The sequence below is a fragment of the Nocardia sp. NPDC051750 genome, from assembly GCF_044453135.1.
Taxonomy (GTDB): domain Bacteria; phylum Actinomycetota; class Actinomycetes; order Mycobacteriales; family Mycobacteriaceae; genus Nocardia.
The window spans coordinates 86,881-106,630 of sequence record NZ_JBITCK010000004.1 but is presented as its reverse complement, the minus strand read 5'-3'; the positions used below and the strand labels follow the sequence as shown (position 1 = coordinate 106,630).

Sequence of the window (19,750 nt, the reverse complement as noted above, 5' to 3'; positions counted from 1 at the left end):
GAAACAGCGGCGAAGCGGGCGCTGAGCAGGGCTGAGGCGAGGGTCGCGACCCAATTCGCCGCCTGCGGCGGCCCGGTCCGGAACCCACATCGGTTCCGCCCCGGCAATTCGCCGGTGCGGACCCGATGCCACAGCGGTGCGGGTTCACTGCCAGGATGCGGTGCGCCAATCCACATGACCGTCGGCGCGCGGTTGCCACCGCAGACCGATGGTCTTGCCGTACGTCGAGACCGTGTAGTCGAGATTGATCACCCAGGAACGCTGCTGGTTCAGCAACCAGATCTCCGACATCACCGCCCGCCGTTTCCGCTCGTCCACGGTGGTACCGGCCTGCACGATCAACGCGTCGATCTCCGGGTCCGAGAACAGGGCGTTACCGGTGGGGCCGAACAGGTAGTTCAACGTGGTCGAAGCATCCATCATCGACGGCGAGAACTGCGACAGGTACAGACCGCGGAATTCGTGCGAGGTCCATTTGAGGTCGAAACTGGCCGCGTCCGAACCTCGCAGTTCCACCCGTATCCCGATCCGGGAGAGTTGCGCGGCCACGGCCTGGGCGAGCTGATTCGACATCGGGACATTCCCGTCGGTCGGGTAATCCAGCGGAATCGGCGTCCCGCGGTAGTTGCTCTCGGCCACCAGCCTGGTGGCTTCCGCAATATCGTGATCGAGCGGCGCCAGCGATCCGTCGTAGCCTTCGACATCCGGCGCCACAGCGGAACCGCTCGCCACGGCGCCGTACCCGTAGAGCACCGTGTCGATGATCGTCGTGCGGTCGATCGCCATACTGATCGCGTTGCGCAACTTCTGATCCGCGAGCGGACCACCTGCCTCGGCGTTCCCGGACAGGTACACGAGCTGGTTGGCCTGTTTCTCGACCGGTTCGGCGGCCCCCTGGACCGCGCTGATCTGCGCGGGGGTGAGCGAGGTCAGGTCGATATCGCCGGCGAGCAGACCGTTGATCCGCGCTTCCGGATCGGCGACCGGTAGCACCGTGACGTTCCGGATCGACGGCGCCCCGCCCCAGTACTCCGGGTAGGACGTGAGTTCCACCGAGACACCGGGTGTCCAGCTCACGAATCGGTACGGTCCGGAGCCGATCGGATTGTCGGCGAACCCTTCCGGCCCCACCCGCTCGTAGTACTGCTGCGGCACGATCGAGATGTAGTAGGCGATCCGCGGGAACGCCGCATCGGCCTTCTTCAACGTGAATACCACACCGCCCTGCCGGTCGGCGGCGACATTTTCGATGTTGTTCGTATAGATCCGGTTCAGCGATCTCGGATTGCCCATGACCGCCTGGAAGCTGAACACCACATCGGCGGCGGTCACGGGTGTCCCGTCATGGAACGTCGAATCCCGGCGGAGCGGGAAAGTCCAGGTCCGCGCGTCACCGGACGCCGTCCATCCGGTGGCGAGGCGGGGTGCGAGGCTCCCGTCCGGCATGACCTCGTTCAGCTGGTCGAAGACGGACCGGAAGATATTCGTCGAATACAGGCTGTTGTCGATCACCGGGTCCGGCGATTTCAGGTCCATGGGCTGGGCGACGGTGATCGAACTAGTTTCCGCGCCGGTGGGCGTGGAACAACCGGCGAGCACCAGTGCGCCCACTGCCAGAGCGGCGATCACCCCGGCCGCGCGGCCCCGGAGCGCGTGGAACCGCAGAGGGCGTCCACCTGACTCGCTCATGCCACGGCCGCCTCTGGTACGAGACGCCGCGCACGACGTGCGGGGTCCGGAACCGGCGCCGAGGCGAGCAGCATCTGTGTGTATTCGTGCTGCGGGTCGTCGAAAACCTGGACGGCGGAGCCGTATTCGACGAACCGGCCCTGCCGCATCACCGCCACCTCATCGGCGAGGCTGCGTACCACGGCCAGGTCATGGGAGACGAACAGGTACGCCAACCCCAATTCCCGCTGTAGATCCCGCAGCAGTTCGATCACCTGGGCCTGGATGGAGACGTCGAGCGCCGATGTCGGCTCGTCCAGGATCAGGGCCTCCGGCTTCAGGGCCAGTGCCCGCGCGATACCGATCCGCTGACGCTGTCCGCCCGAGAACTCGGCGGGACGCCGCCGCGCCATCGTCGTGGTCAGACCCACCTGTTCGAGTACCTCGGCGACGCGGCCGGCCGAATAGCATTTGTTGATACGCAACGGTTCGGCGACGATCTCGTGCACGGTCAGCCGCGGGTCGAGACTGGAGTACGGGTCCTGGAACACCGCCTGCACCGTGCGCCGCAGCGGGCGGCGAGCGCGGTCGGACAACCGGTTGACCTCGCGGCCGTGCACGTACACCTGTCCCGATGTCGGTGTCTGGATGCCCAGGATCGTCTTCACCAAAGTGCTCTTCCCGCATCCTGATTCGCCCACCAGGCCGACGGTGACACCCCTGTCCAAGCGCAGGCTCACGCCGTCCACCGCCCGGAACTGCTCCGGTTTCGCGCGCCAGGAGTTCCGGACGGGGTAGTGCACGTGGACATCGTCGACATCGATCACCGGCCGGCCGGGCTTCTCCGCGGACACCTCCGCATCCTTCCCGGCCACGCGCTCGTCGCCGAGTGAGAGCACCGCGGACAGCAGTCGGCGGGTGTAGTCGTCGCGCGGGTTCCTGAAGATATCCGCTGTGCTGCCCTCTTCCACCAGCTTGCCGCGGTACATGACCAGCACCCGGTCGGCGTTCTCGGCGACCAGCCCGAGGTCGTGGGTGACCAGGACGAGCGAGGAGCCCACCCGTTCGCGCACCTCCTGCATGATCCGCATCACCTGCGCCTGGACCGTGACATCCAATGCGGTGGTCGGCTCGTCGGCGATGAGCATCCGCGGGTCGTGGGCCATCGCCATGGCGATCATCACCCGCTGCCGCTGCCCGCCCGAGAGCTCGTGCGGATAGGACCGCAGCTTCCGTTCGGGGTCGGGCATATTCACCGATTCGAGCAGTTCGATACACCGCGCCCGGATCTCGTCCTTGGTGAGCCCGCCGGTATGCAGCTCGATCATCTCGGCCAGCTGCGTGTGGATGCGCATCACCGGATTCAGCGACATCATCGGGTCCTGGAAGACCATGGCCAGATCGGCGCCGCGCACCGCACGCAGCGACGTGCCGGCCGCCGTCAGCAGGTCGAGATCACCGAGCCGGATGCTGCCGCCGGTGACCCGTACCCCGCGCGGCAACAGTCCCATGGTGGCCAGCATCGTCATCGATTTCCCGGACCCGGACTCCCCCACGAGCGCGACGGCCTCACCGGGATGAACATCGAACGAGACCCCGTCCACCAGCCGGTTCGGCGCCTCGGCGGGACCGGCTTCGATCACGAGATCACGCACACTGATCACTGGTTTTCTGTCGGTCATCGGTCACTCGTTTCCGGCGGCTGCGCGCTCGTCAGTCGTTTGCTGAGGAATTGGAGGCCGGCGATGAGCATGAACAGCAGCACGCCGGGCAGAACGGTGAGCATCGGCTCGGACCGCAGGAACGACTGGCCGTCCCTGATCATCCCGCCGAGGCTGGGGGTGGGCGCCTGGATTCCGAGCCCCAGATACGACATGGCCGCCTCGTAGAGGACGATGGTGCCCACATCGAACGGGATCATGATCAGCACCGTCGGCAGCACATTGGGCAGCAGGTGCCGCCGCAGGATCCACGCGGTGCCGGCCCCGTGTGTTTTTGGTGCCCAGATGAACTCCCGTTCCCGCAGCGACCAGGCGGCGGCCCGGGATACGCGGGCATATTGCACCCAGTTGGCGAGTCCGATCACGATGACCAGAACCGGAATCGACGGCCCGAGCGCCGAGACGATCGCGATGAGCAGCAGCATCACGGGCATGGCCAGCTGGATGTCCGACAACGCCGAGATGATGTTGTCGAGCCGCCCACCGAAATATCCGGCGAACAGTCCGAGGAGCACGCCCAGTACCACGCTGATGAGCACCGCGGGGACGGCGACCAGCAGACACATCCGTCCCGCCACCGCCAGCCGGGACAGCATGTCCCGGCCCAGATCATCGGTGCCGAGCGGATGCGCCGGGTCGGCGAAGATCGGCTGGAATCGGTTCCCGAGATCCTGCCCGGTCGAATCGTAGAACGGCAGCAGCGGCGTGAGAACCACGACGAGCAGGACCACCGCGAGCATGGTGGCGGCAATAGCCACACTGGGATCGAGCGTGCGGCGCCGCCGCGATCCGAGGGCAACAGAAGTCATTTCAGCCTCACTCGCGGGTCGATGACCGAATACAGCAGGTCGACCGCCAGGTTGACCACGACAAAGAACAGTGCGATCACCAGAATCGAGGTCTGCACCACGGTGTAGTCGCGTCCGGCGATGGACTGGATCAGCAACTGGCCGACTCCGGGCCAGTTGAACACCAGCTCCACGACGATGGAGCCGCCCAGCAGGACCCCGAGATTGATACCGGCCACCGTGATCACCGGCAGGACGGCGTTGGGCAGCATATGCCGCAGCACCACCACGCTGCGCCGCTGTCCTTTCGCATACGCGGTGCGGACATAGTCGGCACTCTGCTGCTCGATGAACGCGGTATCGAGAAGCCTGATGTACAGAGCACATTCGAGGGTGGCGATAGTGATCGCCGGCAGCACGAGGGACAGCGGACTGTTGTTGCCCAGCGCCGGGAACATGCGCAACGTCACCGCGAACACCATGACCAGCATGACGGCGAGCCAGAACGACGGGATCGCTTGGCGCGCACTCGCGAACCACAACACCGCCGAACGCAACCGGTCGGAATCCGTGTACTGCAGAATCATCACCACCGCGAATGCCACGAGGAGACCGAGGGCGAAGCCGGTCATCGCCAGCTCCAAGGTCGCCGGCAGCCGCTGCAGGACGAGGTCCAGGCTCGGCATGTTCTGCTTCAACGACATGCCCAGATCACCGGTGAGAGCATCACCGAGGAAACGGCCGTACTGCACCACCAGTGGATCGTCGAATCCCAGGGTTTTCGAGAGTTCGTCGACGTCTTCGGCGGATGCGTCCGGTCCCAGCAGCAGCGCGGCGGGGTTGCCGGAGAGCCTGACCAAGAAGAAGGCGACCGTGACGACTCCGAAGATCGTCACGAGGCTCTGCACGATGCGGCGAGCCAGATATCGGGGCACCAGAGACCTCCTTTTCACACGTCTCGGGTTGATATGGCACCCCGCGCAATCAGTGGGTGGGTGTGCCCGGGCCACGATGTGACCTGTAGAGATTTCACCTGCCGCCTGTTTCGCGACCTGGTCCGAGCCGTCATGTTTTGATTTCGCTGTCCCGGTTCCGGGATAAGCCGCCATGACCTGGTCTTTTCACTGCTTTCCAGCGGTATTCGCCGTCAGCCGGCCACGGTTCCGGTTCGGCAATCAGCGCAGGTCCGTCACCGGGACACCGGTGGTGCGGTCGGCGTGGCTGCCGGCCAGTTCGACCGACCGTTTCCCGGACAGGACATCCGCCGCGGCCGGGACCGGAATCCGGTACGACTCGGCAACGGTCGTGTACAGCGAACCACCCAGGCGGCCCACCGGACGATAGACCGCGACGTCGATCCGGCCGCGCTCGTCGAGCACCGCGTCGTCCACATGGATCGCGACCACCTCGGCGAACACCAGCACCGTTCCGGGCATGGGCTTTTCCTCGATCACCCGGCATTCGAGCGCGGCCTTCGCCCGCGCGAGCCGGGGCGCGCCGACCGCGGTCCCCGGAATCGTCTCCAGGCCGAGCAGTTCGGCCTCGTCGATCTCCGGTGGGAGAACGGCGGCGGAGTCGGTCTGGATACCGGCCAGCCCCTCCGTCACGAGGTTGACGACGAAATCGCCGGTCTCCCGAATATTGTCCAGCGTGTCCTTCCGGCCGGTGAACGACACCATCAGAATGGGCGGGTCCATCGTGACCAGTGAGAAATAGCTGTACGGCGCAAGATTTCCCACACCGGCCGACGAGGTGGTGCTCACCCAGGCGATCGGACGGGGCACCACGGAATTCTTGATCATCCAGGTGAAATCGGTCCGGTCGCAGGACACGTCGAGGTACATGGCTCTCCTAGTTCAGAGCAGAAGTCCCGCGCGATGCGGGGTCTCAGGGGGATTCGGCCCCGACCCGGCGCATACCGCGCACGCTGTCGTCACGGGCCCACAGCGCGACGCGATCCCCGCGATAGTGCCCGTAGGCCAGCATGCGGGGCTTGCCGGAGGGGTCACGCACAAGCGTTTCGCGGACCAGCAGCGCCGAACCCGGTTCGATACCGAGCGCCTTGGCCGTCCGCTCATCGCAGTTGACGGCTTCTACCGTGGCCTCGATATGCGATTCCGACATCGCCCGCAACTCCGAAATCTGGGTTTCCAGGTCGTCGCGGGGGTCCGGTGATTCCGGCCGGTGGTAGCCGACGATGATGCCGATCACCTCACCACCCCGGTGCACGAGGTCTTCCTGCAGGATGACCCGGGAATCGTCGAGTTGGAGACGGGTGCGGATGTACTGGTCGGCGAGTACGGTCGTCCGCTCGACGTGTTCGAGTTCGACGCCCAGGGCGGGGTGCTCGATATCGCCGGCCGCGGATCGCCAGCTGCCGACCGGGAGCATTTCGAGGAGCGGGAGTTCGGAGATACCGGCGACGACCTTGGTCCCGATCTTCTGACGTCGCTCGATCAGGCCCTCACTGCCCAGCATCTGCAGGGCGGACCGGATCGAGTTCCGCGTCATCATCATCGACATGACGAGGTTCTGTTCGGCGAAGGCGTCGCGGCCGGTGAGCAGACGCCGCCGGATTCCGGCACGGAGCAGCACATGAGCGCGGCGTGGGGACGACTGGAGCAGTTCCTTGACCCGTTTGCTGCTGCCCGAACGAGCGCGTCCGAGCGCCTCGGTGAGTTCATCATGCGACGACACGGTCATGACCGGCCCCTCTCGTGTGTGTCGTCCGCGGCCCCGGCCCGGGAAGCGTCGACACAACGCAGTCTTTCGACATCGAGTGACAGAAGCATTACGCCGCGTGACGCAGGGGGAAAATGTCCACAGCCACCCGCCGATAATGCTCTGACCTCCGAGTTGTCAGTTCCCCGGAAGGCCCGCACCGGACACGGCGGAGTGACGCAGGTCAAATTCTCCGGCCGCCGGGAGATCCAGCAGATGTCCCATTCGCCGTCGCTTGGCATCGAGATACCGCACGTTCGCCGCCACCGCCCCGGCCACCAAGGGGATCCGCTCGGCGATATCGATTCCGGCGGCGTGCAGGCCCCGCACCTTGTCCGGATTGTTGGTCAGCAGGCGCGCCCGATCGATCCCGAGATCTCGCAGAATGGCCGCGGCAGCGCCGTACTCGCGGCCATCGATCGGCTCGTCCAGTTCGATATTCGCCTCGACCGTATCCAGTCCACTGTCCTGGAGCCGGTAGGCCGCGAGCTTCTTCAGCAGTCCGATACCGCGGCCCTCGTGACCACGCAGGTACACCACCACACCGCCGTCACGACGGATCCGCTCGAGCGCGGTATCGAGCTGCGGCCCGCAGTCACATCGCCGGGAGTGGAAGGCCTCGCCCGTGAGGCATTCCGAATGCACCCGCACCAGCGGTGCACTCCGGTGTACCTCGCCGGCGAGGAGAGCGATGTGTTCGGCGCCGGTTTCGGTGTCCCGGTACCCGATCGCCCGCAGCTCCCCGGCGGGCGTCGGGAGGACGGTTTCCGCGCCGCGCCGGACCCGCGGGGCCACCTGCCGGCGTTCGGGATCGTGGTGGCGGCGGTAATCGGCCAATTCCTCGATCGTCAGGACGGGCAGCCCCATCCGCGACCCCAGCGCCGCGACCTCCGGATAACGCATCATCGACCCGTCATCGGCGACGAGTTCGGCGATCACGCCCACCGGCGCGACCCCGGCGAGCGTGCACAGGTCCACCGCGGCCTCGGTGTGCCCGGGACGTTCGAGCACGCCGCCGGGCCGGGCCCGTAACGGCAGCACATGCCCGGGGCGCGTGAAGTCCGCCGGCCCGGCCGCCGCCGAACCGAGAAGCCGCAGCGTATGGCCTCGATCGTCGGCCGAGATCCCGGTCGACACCCCCTGCGCGGCATCGACCGTCACCGTGTACGCGGTCGCCTTGGGATCTTCGTTACGCGTCACCATCGCCGGGAGTTCGAGCGTGTCGGCGCGTTCCGCGGTCATCGGCGCACAGAGCAGCCCCGAGGTATTGCGCACCGTCCAGGCGACCCACTCCGTGCTGACCCGGTCGGCGGCCAGGATGACATCGCCCTCGTTCTCCCGGTCCGCCGCGTCGGTCACGAGCACAGGTCGCCCCGCACGCAGGGCGGCGAGGGCGGCATCGAGCGCAGTCATTCGTTCTCCTGAACCAGCCGGCGGAACTTGCTGCTGTGGAACACCATCGGCGCGATCTCCTCGGCGATCTCGAAATCACGCACCGCCATCAGCACGATGTCGTGGTCGCCGGCGGCGACCTGCTCGGTCACCACCGCCTCCAGCCACAGGCTCGCGCCTTCGATGAACAGCGCCCCGGCGCCCGTGGCCCGAGTGGCCAGGCCCGCGAACCGGTCCCGGCCTTTGGCGGCCAGCGCACGGGCCGCGTCGTGATGGTCTTCGCCCAGGACGCTGATACCGAGCCGGCCGCCGGCGCGCAGCTTCGGCCATGTTGTCGACGTGTGCTGAACGCAGAACGCCACCAGCGCCGGGTCCAGTGAGACGGTCACGAAACTGCTGGCCGCCATCCCGACGTACTCGCCGTCGACTACGGCACACAACGCCACCACACCGCTGGGAAAGCGGCCATAGGCCCGGCGCAGCGCGACCTGGTCGAACGGAACTGCCGCCGCCGTCATCGCACACCCGCCCGATCCGATGCCGACAGCGCCGCGCCCCACCGCGACGCGTAGTCCGCGATCGCCGTACCCGTCGTATATTCCGAATCCATTACGTAGAGGCCGGGCGCGGGCAGGGTCGCTCCCAGTTCACGCAGCACCTGCTCGAGAAATATCGGGGCCATCGCGTGTCCCGGGCCGGCGCCGAGCATGAGCGGCACCGCGATCACATCCTGCAGGCCGGTATCGGTCGCGAACTGATCCAAGAAGAGCTTCAGGACCCCGGTATAGGTGCCCTTGTACGTCGGGCTGGCGACGATCACCAGGTCGGCCGCCCGAACCTTGTCCACGGCGGCTTTCACACCGTCGTCGCCCCACCCCAGCAGACCGGGGCCCAAGGTGATCACATCGACGATCTCATCGGCGTCCCGGGCAGCTATCGCCGCCGCCAGAATTCGCGCCGCATCCAACGTCCGCGACTGTGGTTTCGGGTTACCCGCCACGACGGTTACCTTCACAACCCCTCCTCGGTGCCTTCGAACTGCCTCCCGGCAACAGTGCACGGGCGTCGTGTCCGCGAGGAAACCTGCCCATAGCGGCACTATTTCGCCGGTCGGCGCATGGCGTACCGCCAGGCAGGGGCGGGATAGCGACCCCTGGCCGCCACGAGAAATTTCCTCGGCCCGCCAAATCGCCGCCGTACTACGGCACCACAGCAGCGCCGGAGAAGTGGATTCTTCGGCGTTCACGCCGCCGTGTCGCTGCGCGGCCGGCACTCGATCATTCGGTATTCGGCGGCGCTCGTCCGGGCCTCGAGGCGCGTCCGTGGTGACGGTGTCCTGGCGGAGATCCGCGAGGAGATCAGCGGGCGGCGATCAGTTCCAGTGTCGCGTCCAGGACGGCGCGGTCGGCCGAGCCGGGGACCAGGATGAACTCGTCCAGGCCGGCTGCTTCCGCCGCGTCCAGCGTCCGGTGCAGCGCGTCGGCGTCGCAGGTCTTCATGGCCCCCGCGGCCGCCGCGGCGTTGTTCGAGCCGAGGAAATCCAGGTATTCCGCGGTGAAACTGTGCAGGACGGTCTGGGGGTCGGGAATTCCGAGGACGTAGAAGCAACCGCTCACCAGCCGGGGCGATCCGCGGCCCGCGTCGGTCCAGGCCCGGCGCGCGGCACCGGCGGACCAGGCGATCTCATCCGGCACGCCACCCACACTGAAGGCGACCACCCCGTCGGCCCACCGCGCGGCGCGGGCCAGCGATTTGGGGCCGAGTGCCCCGGCGAGCAGCGGCGGGCCACCGGGCTGGACACACGGCGGTCCGACGGGATCGCCGCCGTCGGACGGCGACTCCCCCGCCCACAGCGACCGGAGTTCGGCGACCGCCCGATCCAGCCGTTCATGGCGGTGGTCGGCACGCGCTCCGAGGCTGCGGTAGTCGCCGCCCCGCCCGCCGACGCCGACACCGAGGGTGAAGCGGCCTTCGGACAGGACATCGATCGTCGCGGCTTGTTTGGCCACCAGGGCCACCGGATGCGCGGGAACCACCGACACATTCGCGATGATCCGCACGCGCTCGGTCACCGCGGCGGCGGCCGCCAGCGTCGTCCACATCTCCTGGTTGTGGTAGGTCATCCGTTCGCCACAGGAGATACTCGAGACCGGGCCCTGATCCGCGAGTCGCGACCACTCGACGGTGGCCGCCCGGTTGTAGTCCCGGCACATGGTGGGCAGCGCGATCCCGATATCCATCGCCCCAGCATCGGGCACGACGCCGAACTTCGCAAGAACACGTTCCAGTTTTTGCCGCAGGAACAGTGGTCGGTGCCCGACGCCCACCCGGCCACTGTGCGAAGGTGAACGGCATGAGTGAAGAACGGTTCGAGGTCCACCGGGAGATCGCGGCGAAACCGGCCGAGATTTTCGCCCTGCTGTGCTCGCCCGCCGGGCACGTGGCGATCGACAGCTCGGGCATGCTGCAATCCGCGGAGGGCGAACCCGTCACCGCTGTGGGAGACACCTTCCTGGTGCATATGGACCGTGAATCGCTCAACGACTTCCCGATGGGCAAGTACGACGTCACGGTGATCATCACCGCGTTCGAGCAGGACGCGCAGATCGAATGGACGATCTCCGGGACGATCCAGCCGCCGATCGAACACCTCTACGGCTACCGTCTGGCGCCGAGCGAGACCGGCACCCTGGTGACGTCGTACTACGACTGGAGCCGGATCGCGGCGCCCTACCGGGAAGCGGGCATCTTCCCGATCATTCCCGAATCGGGTCTGCGGGCCACCCTCGGCATTCTCGCCCGAACCGTCGAGAACCGGTAGCCCGCCGCCGCGCCGGCAGGAGTTCGAATCATCCTGGTCAGGGCGGTAGCCCGGGAACCGGATTCGGGGCAATGCTTCCGTGCCCCTCGGCTATCCGGAGCCGACCGTGCGGCAGCGTTTCGCGCTACCCGGCCCGGTACCGGTCGGCTGAGCTCGCACCCTTACCGACCGAAAGCTGCTTCGCTTGCCGGATACGTTCCGGCGCAGCGCACGCGCTGTGGTCGGCCGTCCGGACCGGCGCCGCCGAGCAACCCTCCGATTCCGAAGTGCCACTCGAACAGCTTCGCGTGCTGATACAACTGACAGCGGCCGTTGTCAGACGCGGAGCGGTACCGCCCGCCGACCGAGAGGGTGGTCCCGTGGACAAGGACTCCTACCAGAAGTTGTTCGACCTGAGCGGGCGGACCGCGATCATCACCGGCGGGACCCGCGGTATCGGGCTCGCGATCGCCGAGGGCTTCGCCTGCGCGGGTGCGAACATCGTGGTGGCGAGCCGGAAACCGGAGGCCTGCGAACGCGCTGCGGCCCGGCTGCGGGAACTCGGCGCGCAAGCGATCGGTGTCCCGGTCCACCTCGGCGAGGTCGATGCCCTCCGGGGCCTGGTGGAGACCGCCGTCGAGGCATTCGGTGGTATCGATATCGTCGTCAACAATGCCGCCAACGCCCTCGCGCAGCCGCTGGACAGTATGGAGCCGGGAGCCGTCGAGAAATCGTTCGGGGTGAATGTGCAAGGACCGTTGTTCCTGGTCCAGGCGGCGCTGCCGCACCTGCGGGCGAGCAAGCACGCGGCCGTGCTCAACTTCGGCTCGGTCGCGGCGATGCAGTTCGCTCCCGCGCTGTCGATGTACGCGGCGGGCAAGGCCGCACTGCTGTCGTTCACCCGTTCCATGGCCGCGGAATTCGCCGCCGACGGGATCCGGGTGAATGCCATGGCTCCCGGCGCGGTCGACACCGATATGGTGCGTAAGAACCCACCGGAATTCATCGAGGCGATGGCCGGGGCCGCACTGCTGGGCCGTATCGCCCGGCCCGACGAAATGGTCGGGACCGCGCTGCTGCTGTGTTCCGACGCCGGCAGTTTCATCACCGGCCAGACATTCCTGGTCGACGGCGGTACCGTCGCCCGCTGAGCCCGACTCCGGAAAGGTCCGATCCGTGCCCGAACTGTCCACCGAATACCTGCCCTCCGGCGTCGTCGTCCTGACGATCGACCGCCCGCATCGGCGTAACGCACTCGATAATCAAACGGTCGCCGAATTGCACACCGTGCTCGACGAGGTGAACGGTAAACCGGAGGTCCGAGCCCTGGTGATCACCGGCGCCGGCGCGGGCTTCAGCTCCGGCGCCGACCTGAAGGCGCAGCCGGAGGATTTCACGGCCACCGACGCCACACCGATCGCGGCACTGGTGGGATCGGCCCGCTCCCCCGTCGCCCAGATCCTGGCCGCGCAGGAGTTGATGGCTTCGGCGTTCGAGAAGATCCACCGCCTCCGCCAGCCCGTGATCGCCGCGGTGAACGGCGCGGCGGTCGGCGGCGGTTTCGCGCTGGCACTGGCCTGCGATATCCGCTACGCGAGCCCCGCGGCGAGTTTCGGCGCCGTGTTCATCCGGCACGGGATCTCGGCCTGCGATATGGGCACCAGCTACCACCTACCGCGGCTCGTCGGCGCCTCACGTTCGGCCGAACTGCTGCTCACCGGCCGCATCTTCGACGCCCGGGAGGCCGAGCGGATCGGGCTGGTACTCGAGGTGACCGGCACCGACGACCTCCTGGACCGTGCCGTCGCCAAGGCCGAGGAAATCGCTCAGCACTCCCCGCTCGCGGTGTGGATGACCAAGGAAACGATGTGGCAGACCGTGGACTCCCCCAGCCTTCGCCACGCCCTCGATATCGAGAACCGGACCCAGGTGATGTGCAGCGCCACCGGCGACCTCGCCACCTCCTTCGCCGCCTTCCGCGACGGAAACGACACCGCGTGGGGACCGTTGTGAACCCGCCCCCTCTCGAGTCGATGCCGGGTGGCTGCCGGGAGCTGACCGTGCGACGAGTTTCCGCTGCAGGCGGACGTCCGGCGAGTAATCTGCGGTAATCCGTTAATGCCGAAAGGGTTTGTGCCCGATATGTTCCGATGAGGGGACGGCGGCAGGCGACAATCCGGGCCGCGTCCGCCCGGCCACCGGTGGTTCGCTCGGTTCGCAGGAGGGGTGCATGTTCGTCGGACGCACGGATCTGCTGCAATTCGTCGACCAGCTGGTCGACGCTCCCGAGGGCGAAGAAGCACCCTCGGTCCGTCCGCTGCTCACCGTGGAAGGATGCGGCGGATCCGGACGCACCGCGATGCTGAACCGGATCTATTCGTCGTGGCGTGGCCGAACACCCACTGTGCTGGTCCGCCCGCTCGAACGCCCTTACGACAGTGGGGATCCGATACGCCCGGTCCTGGCCGCGATCATGCTGGGACTGACCCCCGGTATGCCCGGGTACTCGCTGGCCTTCCCGCGAACGATGGTTGCGCAGATCGCGATCGACCTCGATTTCTCGCAGGTACCGGTCGCCGACCATCGCGCACATCTGCGCGCGGAACTCAACCGGCACCGCCACGGCAGGACTCTCGTCGCACTCGTCGACGGTCTGGTCGCCGTGGTCGGTGACCAGGCAGCCGGGATCGGCATCCCCGGCGTTGCCATCGTGGCTCCGGCTGTTGTCCAGCACATCAACGAATTCGTCGTGCGGCGTCTCGTGCACGGTACCTGGCTCACCCGGATCACCTGGCAGGCGGCGGTCCCCTGGTTCGGCCATCAGGACCTGGGCCTGCACAACGATCCGGAGGATGTGCTGATCCGGCTCGCGCTCGAGGCGGCGAGCTCCGATGCCGTAACCCGCAGAGGAATGGACGATCTGGTACTCGGCGCATTCCTCGCCGACTTGCGGGAGAGCGCGGCCCGGATACGAGGCCGGCGACCCAAAGTGCTGGTACTACTCGACGACGGGGATGCACGGGCATCGGTGGCGTTCCTGGGTTCGCTACTGCGGATCCGACGCTCACTGGCGGCGGTCGGCGTCCGCGATACCGACCCGTTGGCAGTAGTCGCCGGCAGCTCCGGTCTGCTGGCGAAGGAACTCGCCAGAGATTTTCTGGCACCGGAGGTATCCCAGCGACCGCCGAACCCGGGCCCCAGCGCCGTCCCGGATCCGGCTTGGCTGCGACTCGGGCTCCCGGATCTTTCGCCTGTGGAAACGGAATCCGTGGCGCGACAGGTCGATTCGGTGACTCCCGTGCGGATCTCCGGACCGGTCCACCGGCTGACCGACGGCCATCCTGCGACAACGAGTGCGGTCCTGGACCGGATCCGCGACGATCCACGGCTGGTCGCCGACCTCGACTCGGTGCTGGACGCACCGGGTCCGGGATCGGCGCCGACCTTCCAGCAGTATCTGCTGGAGCCGTTCGTGCGTGCCCTGAGTCCCCAGCGCACCGTTAACAGCGATCTCAGCGAGGCGCTGGTGACCATATCGGCGGCCCGCAACAAACGCGAAGCGAAGCTGCTGCTGCCGGCCCTTCCGCCGGGCATCGACCACGGATCTGTTCTGTTCGAATCGTCCTCGCTGTGGACACCCACCGCGGACGAGTCCGCAGCGGTACTTCCTCCGGTGGTTCGTGCGCTCGGACTGCGGATCCTCGCTGCACGCACGACACCGCCGGCGAAGAGCTGGGACCGGATGTTCCGACTGTTGTATGCGGCGGCAGAACCGGACGATCGGGTCGCGAAGCTGTATTACAAACGGCTGCTGCAGGGTTCCGCCGCGATCGCGGACGAGCTGGCGCAATCGCTCGGGCAGCTGCCGAGCCGGCAGTGGCTGTCGGAGTTCGACCAGATCGCCTCGGCTTTCGATCCACGCCGGACCGACCATGCGGTGCTGGCCGCGCCCGATCAGGGCACCACCGCGAAGTATCGGATCACCGTGCTCTTGGCGGCCACGGCGGCGTTCGAATCCGATCCGCGGGTCACCACCAGGGAGCAGAAGGCACAGTTGTGCGGCCGAATCTCAGGCAGTTACTGGGAGTTGGCCGCACCCGCCACCGATGGCGATCCGTTCCGTGACCGCTCCGGCCGGTACCAGAACCTCGCGGCCGAATTCCAATGATCCGGCCGGCCGAACTAGGAGCGCTCCCGTGGCATCGTCGTATATATGGTTCATCTGGCCTAATCCCGACGCGGACTTACCGCACAAGTGGACGCGCTGGCTGCGAGTCGTAGTGGCGGCGCTGCTGGTGTTCCTGGCAGCGACGGCCTGGTACAACCGGGCGACCCTGCACCGGATGGCCACCTGCAACGCCGGTGGCCCCTCCACCGCGACCTGGGCCGCGGGCGATAACTGCGTAGGGTTGTCCGAAGGCCCGTATGCCTTCGACCTCCCTGCCTTTGCCGGCGTGATGCAGGTGATCGCCCGCCAGAACGACTCGTCCGGTGCCCAATGCCCCGGCACACCGGTCACGGTCGGTGTGCTGCTCACCATGACCGATGAGCAGGCCGGGGGGCGCGCCGTCCACGAACTCGAGGGTATGGCCACCGCGCAGCGCCGGGCCAACGGCACCGGCTGTATCCATCCGATACGCCTCGTGGTCGGCAACCTCGGCGACTACAACGGCAGCGGGGACGCCCTCGCCGTGGCGCGGGAACTGGCCGCCCGTGGCGATGTCGTCGCGGTGGCCGGTGTGGGATTGAGTCAGCAGACTACCGCCGATATCGCGGATCACTTGGCGCAGCAGAAGATTCCGATGGTTTCCGATGTGGTCACGGCCGAAGGTTTCGACCAGACCGGCTCCCACCAGGATACGCCCGACTTCGCATCCTGCGATTCGGATATCACCTACCCCCGGGGAGTCGGGAAAGGCTACTTCTACCGGGTTGCGTTCCGGGCCGCGAAACAGGTGGACCAGATCACGGCCGCGCTCCCCGACCCGCCCGATTTCATCGCTGTGCCCACCGGTGGGTCGGATCCGTACACCTGCACGGCACTGCCGCTGATCCACCGCGCATACGGAAACGACGTGCCGGAGGTGAAATTCGATTCGGCCGAGCCGACCACGGTGCCACACACCGCACGGCGAATCTGCGCCACCCCGGCCGATTCCACGGTGATCTATCTTGCGCGTGGCCGCGACCTCGGCCGGCTGCTCTACAGTTTCGACGAGGCCTACTCGAACGGTCAGTGCGCGGCCCCGTCGGTGACGGTGGTGAGCACCTCGGACGGCAACCGGATGCGCACCGTCGAGGCCGATCCTGCACTCGAAGACCTGCGCAATCAGGCATTGCGTTCCGATGCGCTCCGCGACGGCCGCATCCGGCTGCTGTTCACCATGGTCAGCGGCGAGGCCAGTATGCAGTCGGACAATCCGAACTGGGCCGATTTCAGCGAGGCGTTCCGGGCCGCGGGCTTCGACCTCGCGCACGCCGACGACGGCTGGGCGATCAATGCCTACGACGCGCTCACCACCGTCGCCACCGCCGTCCAGGCCCTGCCGGCGAACCAGGCCGTCCAGAGCAGTGAAGTGAACACCGTCATCAGCGGTTTCACCGATCCAGAACACGCGGTGCCCGGCGCCGGCGGCCCGATCGTCTTCGACAACAGTGGTAACCGCACCGACCCAGGCCCGGCCGTCGTGCGGGTGTGCCCGCCTGCTACGGGATCGGACACGATCTCGTACGTACCCGTTGTGGTGGCGGAGCCGGGCAAACCGATGCCCGAGTGCGCGGCCTGACAGCGGCAGGCGCCGTACAGCGCGCATCGGCCACGATCAGTTCTGGCGCGGTAGCAGCTCGGTGACGAAACGATCCAGGAATCCGTCCGACGGCTCGCCACCGGCGGGTACCACCACGAATTTGCTGAGCCCGGCCGCGATGTAGCGGTCGATCAACCGGTGCAGCTCCGGCCAACTGCCCGCCACCAAGTCCGCTGGGTCGATCTCGGGGCGCTGCTGCCGGATCCGTGCCGCGAACTGCGTGGGCACGCCCTCCTCGGCGAGCAGCAGGGTGATACCGAAATGGTCGTCCTCGATCTCGCGACCGGCGCCGGCCGCCTCGGCGTTGATCGCGGCCACCCCGGCCGCGGCCTCGTCCGGGGTGAGGAAACTGCCCAGCCAGCCGTCGCCGTAGCGGCCGATGCGGCGGAACGCACCCGGCGCCCGGCCACCGAGCCAGATATCCAACGGTCGTGCGGGCCGCGTCCCCACCCCCGCGCCACGGACCGAGAAATAGTCGCCGGTGAAATCCACCTCGTCGTCGCGCAGCACGGCACGCAACAGCCGCAGCGACTCGTCGAACACGTCACCGCGCCGGCCCGCCACCGGGAACAGATCGAGTTCGCCCGCACTTGCCGGCCGCAACCCGAACACCGGCAGCACCCGTTTGGGGGCGAGCACCGCCAGCGACGCCAGCTGCTTGGCCACCAGCACCGGGTGCCGGCCCGGCAGGATCGCCACCGATGTACCCACCTTGAGCCGTTCGGTGCGGGCCAGCGCCACGGCCATCCCCACCACCGGGTCGACCGCCGGTGAGTAGACCAGTTCGGAGAACCACAGCGAATCGACGCCCGCGTCCTCGAGCCGATCGACCAGCGCGGGCAGAGCCATCGGATCGGCATCCGCACCCGTCCCGATACCGAACCGGATCTTCACCTGGATCTCCTCACGAAGCCGTCGACGACAGTTCTTCCGACAAACGCACGCCCGGTGGCGGGCATTCCGGCCGGGCCGCGCGACCCCGTCCAGGCAGGTTCGGGGCCGCTCATGCGGTAACCGGAACCGCCGGGATCCCCAAGAACGGGAAGCTCCGCGGGGTCCTGCCGGGTCCGTGTATGCAATATTGACGTATATGCAATATTGACCGGAACACTCTCGACGCTCCAGTCGAGCCTGGACACGCACCTTGAGCGAAAGAGTATGACCGAGCCGCGGTTTTCGATCGATTCCGAGAGGCTGCGCGCCGAGCGCGAGGACCTGGAGCGGATCGCCACGGAAACAGCGCAGATCGCGGCAGAATTGCGGGAGGCTCACGCCGTCGCCGGAACGTTCTGGGGCGATGACAAGCCGGGCAAGATCTTCGGTGAAAGTTATGAGCCCGGCGCGGAACAGGCCATTCGCGACTTCGAGGATCTCGCGGCGAGCCTCCGGCAATTGCAGGCCCAGATGAGCCGTGCCGACGAAGCGTTCCAGAATACGGACGCTGCCGGGGCCCGAGCGGTCGACAACAGCAACCCGTACGGTGTGGACGCGCCCGCGAGCAGCCCGGTCTATTCTCCCCCGAGCGCCGATCCGATCGGCCGGTACAACGCACAACCAGCAAGATCGGCCCCGGCTCCGGCCGATCCGGACCCCGGCGGCCGGCCCGCCGATACGGCCGCGGGCGCGGGCACCGGGGCGAGCCCCTCCGCCGCCGACCCACCGAAATCACCTGCCGATTCTCCTACCTCCGAAAGTCCGGGAAACGGTCCGAGCGATCCGGTTCGCGGCGCCCCCGGGCCGGAACAGGCCGCCGCGCCGGGAGCCCCCGGCGTCCCCAGGCCGTCCGGGGCGGCCCCACAGGCCGCACCGCCAGGGCCCGTGGTCCGGGGCGCCGGGGTTCCCCGAGCCGCGGCACCCAGCGCCACATCATTGCCCGGCGCCGGTCCTTCCCCACGCCCTGCCCCCGGCGCAGCGGCAAATCCACCGGGAACACCGTGGGCGAAACCACCCGGCCGCGTATCCGCACCCGAGATCCCGCCCCGGGGTCAGCCACCCGTACCGCCCCGGCGACCGGACGGCCCCGCCCGGCCCGGCGACAAGAAGGGCCCGGCCTCGAAGCCACCACCGCGGCGTGCCGTTGCCACACCATCCAGACCGGTGACCGACGACGAGGCCATGCGTATCGCGCGGGAGATGGCGCTGCGGCACGGTCTCGAGATCTCCGGCTTCGAATCGGCCGGTATAGGGGTCCCGACCGTGCAGGCGATGGCCGATGCGGTCGACAGCGTCCTCGCGACATATCCGGCGATACTGCGCGGCATCGCGATCGAGGAGAAATGCCCGGTGCCGGCCCGAGTCGAGCACCGCGCGGATCACGGATCACCGCCACCCACAGAGAAACTTGCGTCGTACTCGCCGCAGCCGTGGATCGTGCTCGACAGCTCCGCCTGCACCACACCGGCCCTGTTCGCCGGACGACCACGGATCGAAGCACGTGATGCGACCGGGGCTCTTCGCGATCCGATGTACACGACGATGTTGCTCGAGTTCGGTCACGTTCTCGATCTCCTCGGCGGTTTCCGGGCCCGGCGCGAGGCGCAGCGTGCCCTGATCACCGAATATCTCCGGATCAGCGGTGCACAGGGCGAAACGCTGGCGCGGGTGGTGCACGGATACAAACAGTGGCGGTCCGAGCTCACCGATTATTGCTTCGACCACCGCCTGCTCTCTCCCGGCCACGCACTGGCAGAAGGGTTCGCCGATGTCGAGAGCCACGGAAGCAGGGCGAGCGGGCCGGGGAAGGTGCTGCACCGCGTGCTGTCGGTGATGGCGGCACCGGATTCACGGGGGCACCTACCGCGAGAAGATCCCGCGGTGGTTCGAAAGTAGATCCGGTCACACATTCGCAGAGGA

At 67.5% G+C, this 19,750-nt stretch carries 17 protein-coding genes; 6 read left to right on the top strand and 11 right to left on the bottom strand.

Annotated features, from left to right (window positions below; translation table 11 throughout):
• Positions 1-144: 144 nt before the first annotated feature.
• The 10 genes from ACIA75_RS18825 to ACIA75_RS18780 form a co-directional block, all read right to left on the bottom strand.
• Positions 145-1,689 (bottom strand): ABC transporter substrate-binding protein, encoded by a 1,545-nt coding sequence (locus ACIA75_RS18825; protein WP_397105557.1) that lies wholly within the window; start codon positions 1,687-1,689, stop codon positions 145-147.
• Complete coding sequence (locus tag ACIA75_RS18820) at positions 1,686-3,350, bottom strand: ABC transporter ATP-binding protein (protein WP_397105555.1); 1,665 nt, start codon at positions 3,348-3,350, stop codon at positions 1,686-1,688. Before ACIA75_RS18820 ends, ACIA75_RS18825 begins: the two co-directional genes overlap by 4 nt.
• The gene (locus ACIA75_RS18815; protein WP_397105553.1) at positions 3,347-4,198 is read right to left on the bottom strand and encodes an ABC transporter permease; all 852 of its coding nucleotides are present in this window, start codon (positions 4,196-4,198) and stop codon (positions 3,347-3,349) included. Before ACIA75_RS18815 ends, ACIA75_RS18820 begins: the two co-directional genes overlap by 4 nt.
• Positions 4,195-5,112, bottom strand: coding sequence for an ABC transporter permease (locus tag ACIA75_RS18810; RefSeq protein ID WP_397105551.1), 918 nt, complete (start codon positions 5,110-5,112; stop codon positions 4,195-4,197). Before ACIA75_RS18810 ends, ACIA75_RS18815 begins: the two co-directional genes overlap by 4 nt.
• A 240-nt stretch (positions 5,113-5,352) precedes the next feature.
• Positions 5,353-6,021: a flavin reductase family protein gene (locus tag ACIA75_RS18805; protein WP_397105549.1), complete on the bottom strand. Its 669-nt coding sequence runs from the start codon at positions 6,019-6,021 to the stop codon at positions 5,353-5,355.
• 43 nt (positions 6,022-6,064) lie between these two features.
• Complete coding sequence (locus ACIA75_RS18800) at positions 6,065-6,880, bottom strand: UTRA domain-containing protein (RefSeq protein ID WP_397105547.1); 816 nt, start codon at positions 6,878-6,880, stop codon at positions 6,065-6,067.
• 156 nt (positions 6,881-7,036) lie between these two features.
• Complete coding sequence (ribA, locus tag ACIA75_RS18795) at positions 7,037-8,311, bottom strand: GTP cyclohydrolase II (protein ID WP_397105545.1); 1,275 nt, start codon at positions 8,309-8,311, stop codon at positions 7,037-7,039.
• The gene (locus tag ACIA75_RS18790) at positions 8,308-8,808 is read right to left on the bottom strand and encodes a flavin reductase family protein (RefSeq protein WP_397105543.1); all 501 of its coding nucleotides are present in this window, start codon (positions 8,806-8,808) and stop codon (positions 8,308-8,310) included. Before ACIA75_RS18790 ends, ribA begins: the two co-directional genes overlap by 4 nt.
• A complete protein-coding gene (locus ACIA75_RS18785) occupies positions 8,805-9,305 on the bottom strand; it encodes an NADPH-dependent FMN reductase (RefSeq protein WP_397105541.1) in 501 nt (166 codons plus the stop codon). Before ACIA75_RS18785 ends, ACIA75_RS18790 begins: the two co-directional genes overlap by 4 nt.
• A gap of 343 nt (positions 9,306-9,648) precedes the next feature.
• Positions 9,649-10,530 (bottom strand): LLM class flavin-dependent oxidoreductase, encoded by an 882-nt coding sequence (locus tag ACIA75_RS18780; RefSeq protein WP_397105539.1) that lies wholly within the window; start codon positions 10,528-10,530, stop codon positions 9,649-9,651.
• A gap of 113 nt (positions 10,531-10,643) precedes the next feature.
• Between ACIA75_RS18780 and ACIA75_RS18775 the strand changes: the two genes are divergently transcribed.
• The 5 genes from ACIA75_RS18775 to ACIA75_RS18755 all read left to right on the top strand — a co-directional run bounded on the left by ACIA75_RS18775 (position 10,644) and on the right by ACIA75_RS18755 (position 16,876).
• Positions 10,644-11,111: a polyketide cyclase gene (locus ACIA75_RS18775; RefSeq protein ID WP_397105537.1), complete on the top strand. Its 468-nt coding sequence runs from the start codon at positions 10,644-10,646 to the stop codon at positions 11,109-11,111.
• Positions 11,112-11,470: 359 nt separating this feature from the next.
• The gene (locus ACIA75_RS18770; RefSeq protein ID WP_397105535.1) at positions 11,471-12,241 is read left to right on the top strand and encodes an SDR family NAD(P)-dependent oxidoreductase; all 771 of its coding nucleotides are present in this window, start codon (positions 11,471-11,473) and stop codon (positions 12,239-12,241) included.
• A gap of 34 nt (positions 12,242-12,275) precedes the next feature.
• Positions 12,276-13,103, top strand: a complete 828-nt coding sequence (locus ACIA75_RS18765) for an enoyl-CoA hydratase/isomerase family protein (protein WP_397106673.1) — start codon at positions 12,276-12,278, stop codon at positions 13,101-13,103.
• Positions 13,104-13,320: 217 nt separating this feature from the next.
• On the top strand, positions 13,321-15,258 hold the full coding sequence (locus tag ACIA75_RS18760; RefSeq protein ID WP_397105533.1) for a hypothetical protein: 1,938 nt from the start codon (positions 13,321-13,323) through the stop codon (positions 15,256-15,258).
• 28 nt (positions 15,259-15,286) lie between these two features.
• Positions 15,287-16,876, top strand: a complete 1,590-nt coding sequence (locus tag ACIA75_RS18755; protein WP_397105531.1) for an ABC transporter substrate-binding protein — start codon at positions 15,287-15,289, stop codon at positions 16,874-16,876.
• A gap of 36 nt (positions 16,877-16,912) precedes the next feature.
• Here the strand turns inward: ACIA75_RS18755 and ACIA75_RS18750 are convergent, their stop codons facing one another.
• Positions 16,913-17,791 carry a TIGR03854 family LLM class F420-dependent oxidoreductase gene (locus ACIA75_RS18750; RefSeq protein WP_397105529.1) on the bottom strand — a complete coding sequence of 293 codons (879 nt, stop codon included), beginning with the start codon at positions 17,789-17,791 and terminating at the stop codon, positions 16,913-16,915.
• A gap of 264 nt (positions 17,792-18,055) precedes the next feature.
• Here ACIA75_RS18750 and ACIA75_RS18745 point away from each other — a divergent pair, with 264 nt between their 5' ends.
• Complete coding sequence (locus ACIA75_RS18745; protein WP_397105527.1) at positions 18,056-19,726, top strand: hypothetical protein; 1,671 nt, start codon at positions 18,056-18,058, stop codon at positions 19,724-19,726.
• The last annotated feature ends 24 nt before the right edge of the window (positions 19,727-19,750 follow it).

Bases quoted from the DNA above. Each gene is read 5' to 3' on its own strand.
- ribA (WP_397105545.1), bottom strand. From the start codon at position 8,311: ATGACTGCGCTCGATGCCGCCCTCGCCGCCCTGCGTGCGGGGCGACCT.
- ACIA75_RS18825 (WP_397105557.1), bottom strand. From the start codon at position 1,689: ATGAGCGAGTCAGGTGGACGCCCTCTGCGGTTCCACGCGCTCCGGGGC.
- ACIA75_RS18760 (WP_397105533.1), top strand. From the start codon at position 13,321: ATGTTCGTCGGACGCACGGATCTGCTGCAATTCGTCGACCAGCTGGTC.
- ACIA75_RS18815 (WP_397105553.1), bottom strand. From the start codon at position 4,198: ATGACTTCTGTTGCCCTCGGATCGCGGCGGCGCCGCACGCTCGATCCC.
- ACIA75_RS18745 (WP_397105527.1), top strand. From the start codon at position 18,056: ATGACCGAGCCGCGGTTTTCGATCGATTCCGAGAGGCTGCGCGCCGAG.
- ACIA75_RS18780 (WP_397105539.1), bottom strand. From the start codon at position 10,530: ATGGATATCGGGATCGCGCTGCCCACCATGTGCCGGGACTACAACCGG.
- ACIA75_RS18790 (WP_397105543.1), bottom strand. From the start codon at position 8,808: ATGACGGCGGCGGCAGTTCCGTTCGACCAGGTCGCGCTGCGCCGGGCC.
- ACIA75_RS18805 (WP_397105549.1), bottom strand. From the start codon at position 6,021: ATGTACCTCGACGTGTCCTGCGACCGGACCGATTTCACCTGGATGATC.
- ACIA75_RS18800 (WP_397105547.1), bottom strand. From the start codon at position 6,880: ATGACCGTGTCGTCGCATGATGAACTCACCGAGGCGCTCGGACGCGCT.
- ACIA75_RS18775 (WP_397105537.1), top strand. From the start codon at position 10,644: ATGAGTGAAGAACGGTTCGAGGTCCACCGGGAGATCGCGGCGAAACCG.
- ACIA75_RS18820 (WP_397105555.1), bottom strand. From the start codon at position 3,350: ATGACCGACAGAAAACCAGTGATCAGTGTGCGTGATCTCGTGATCGAA.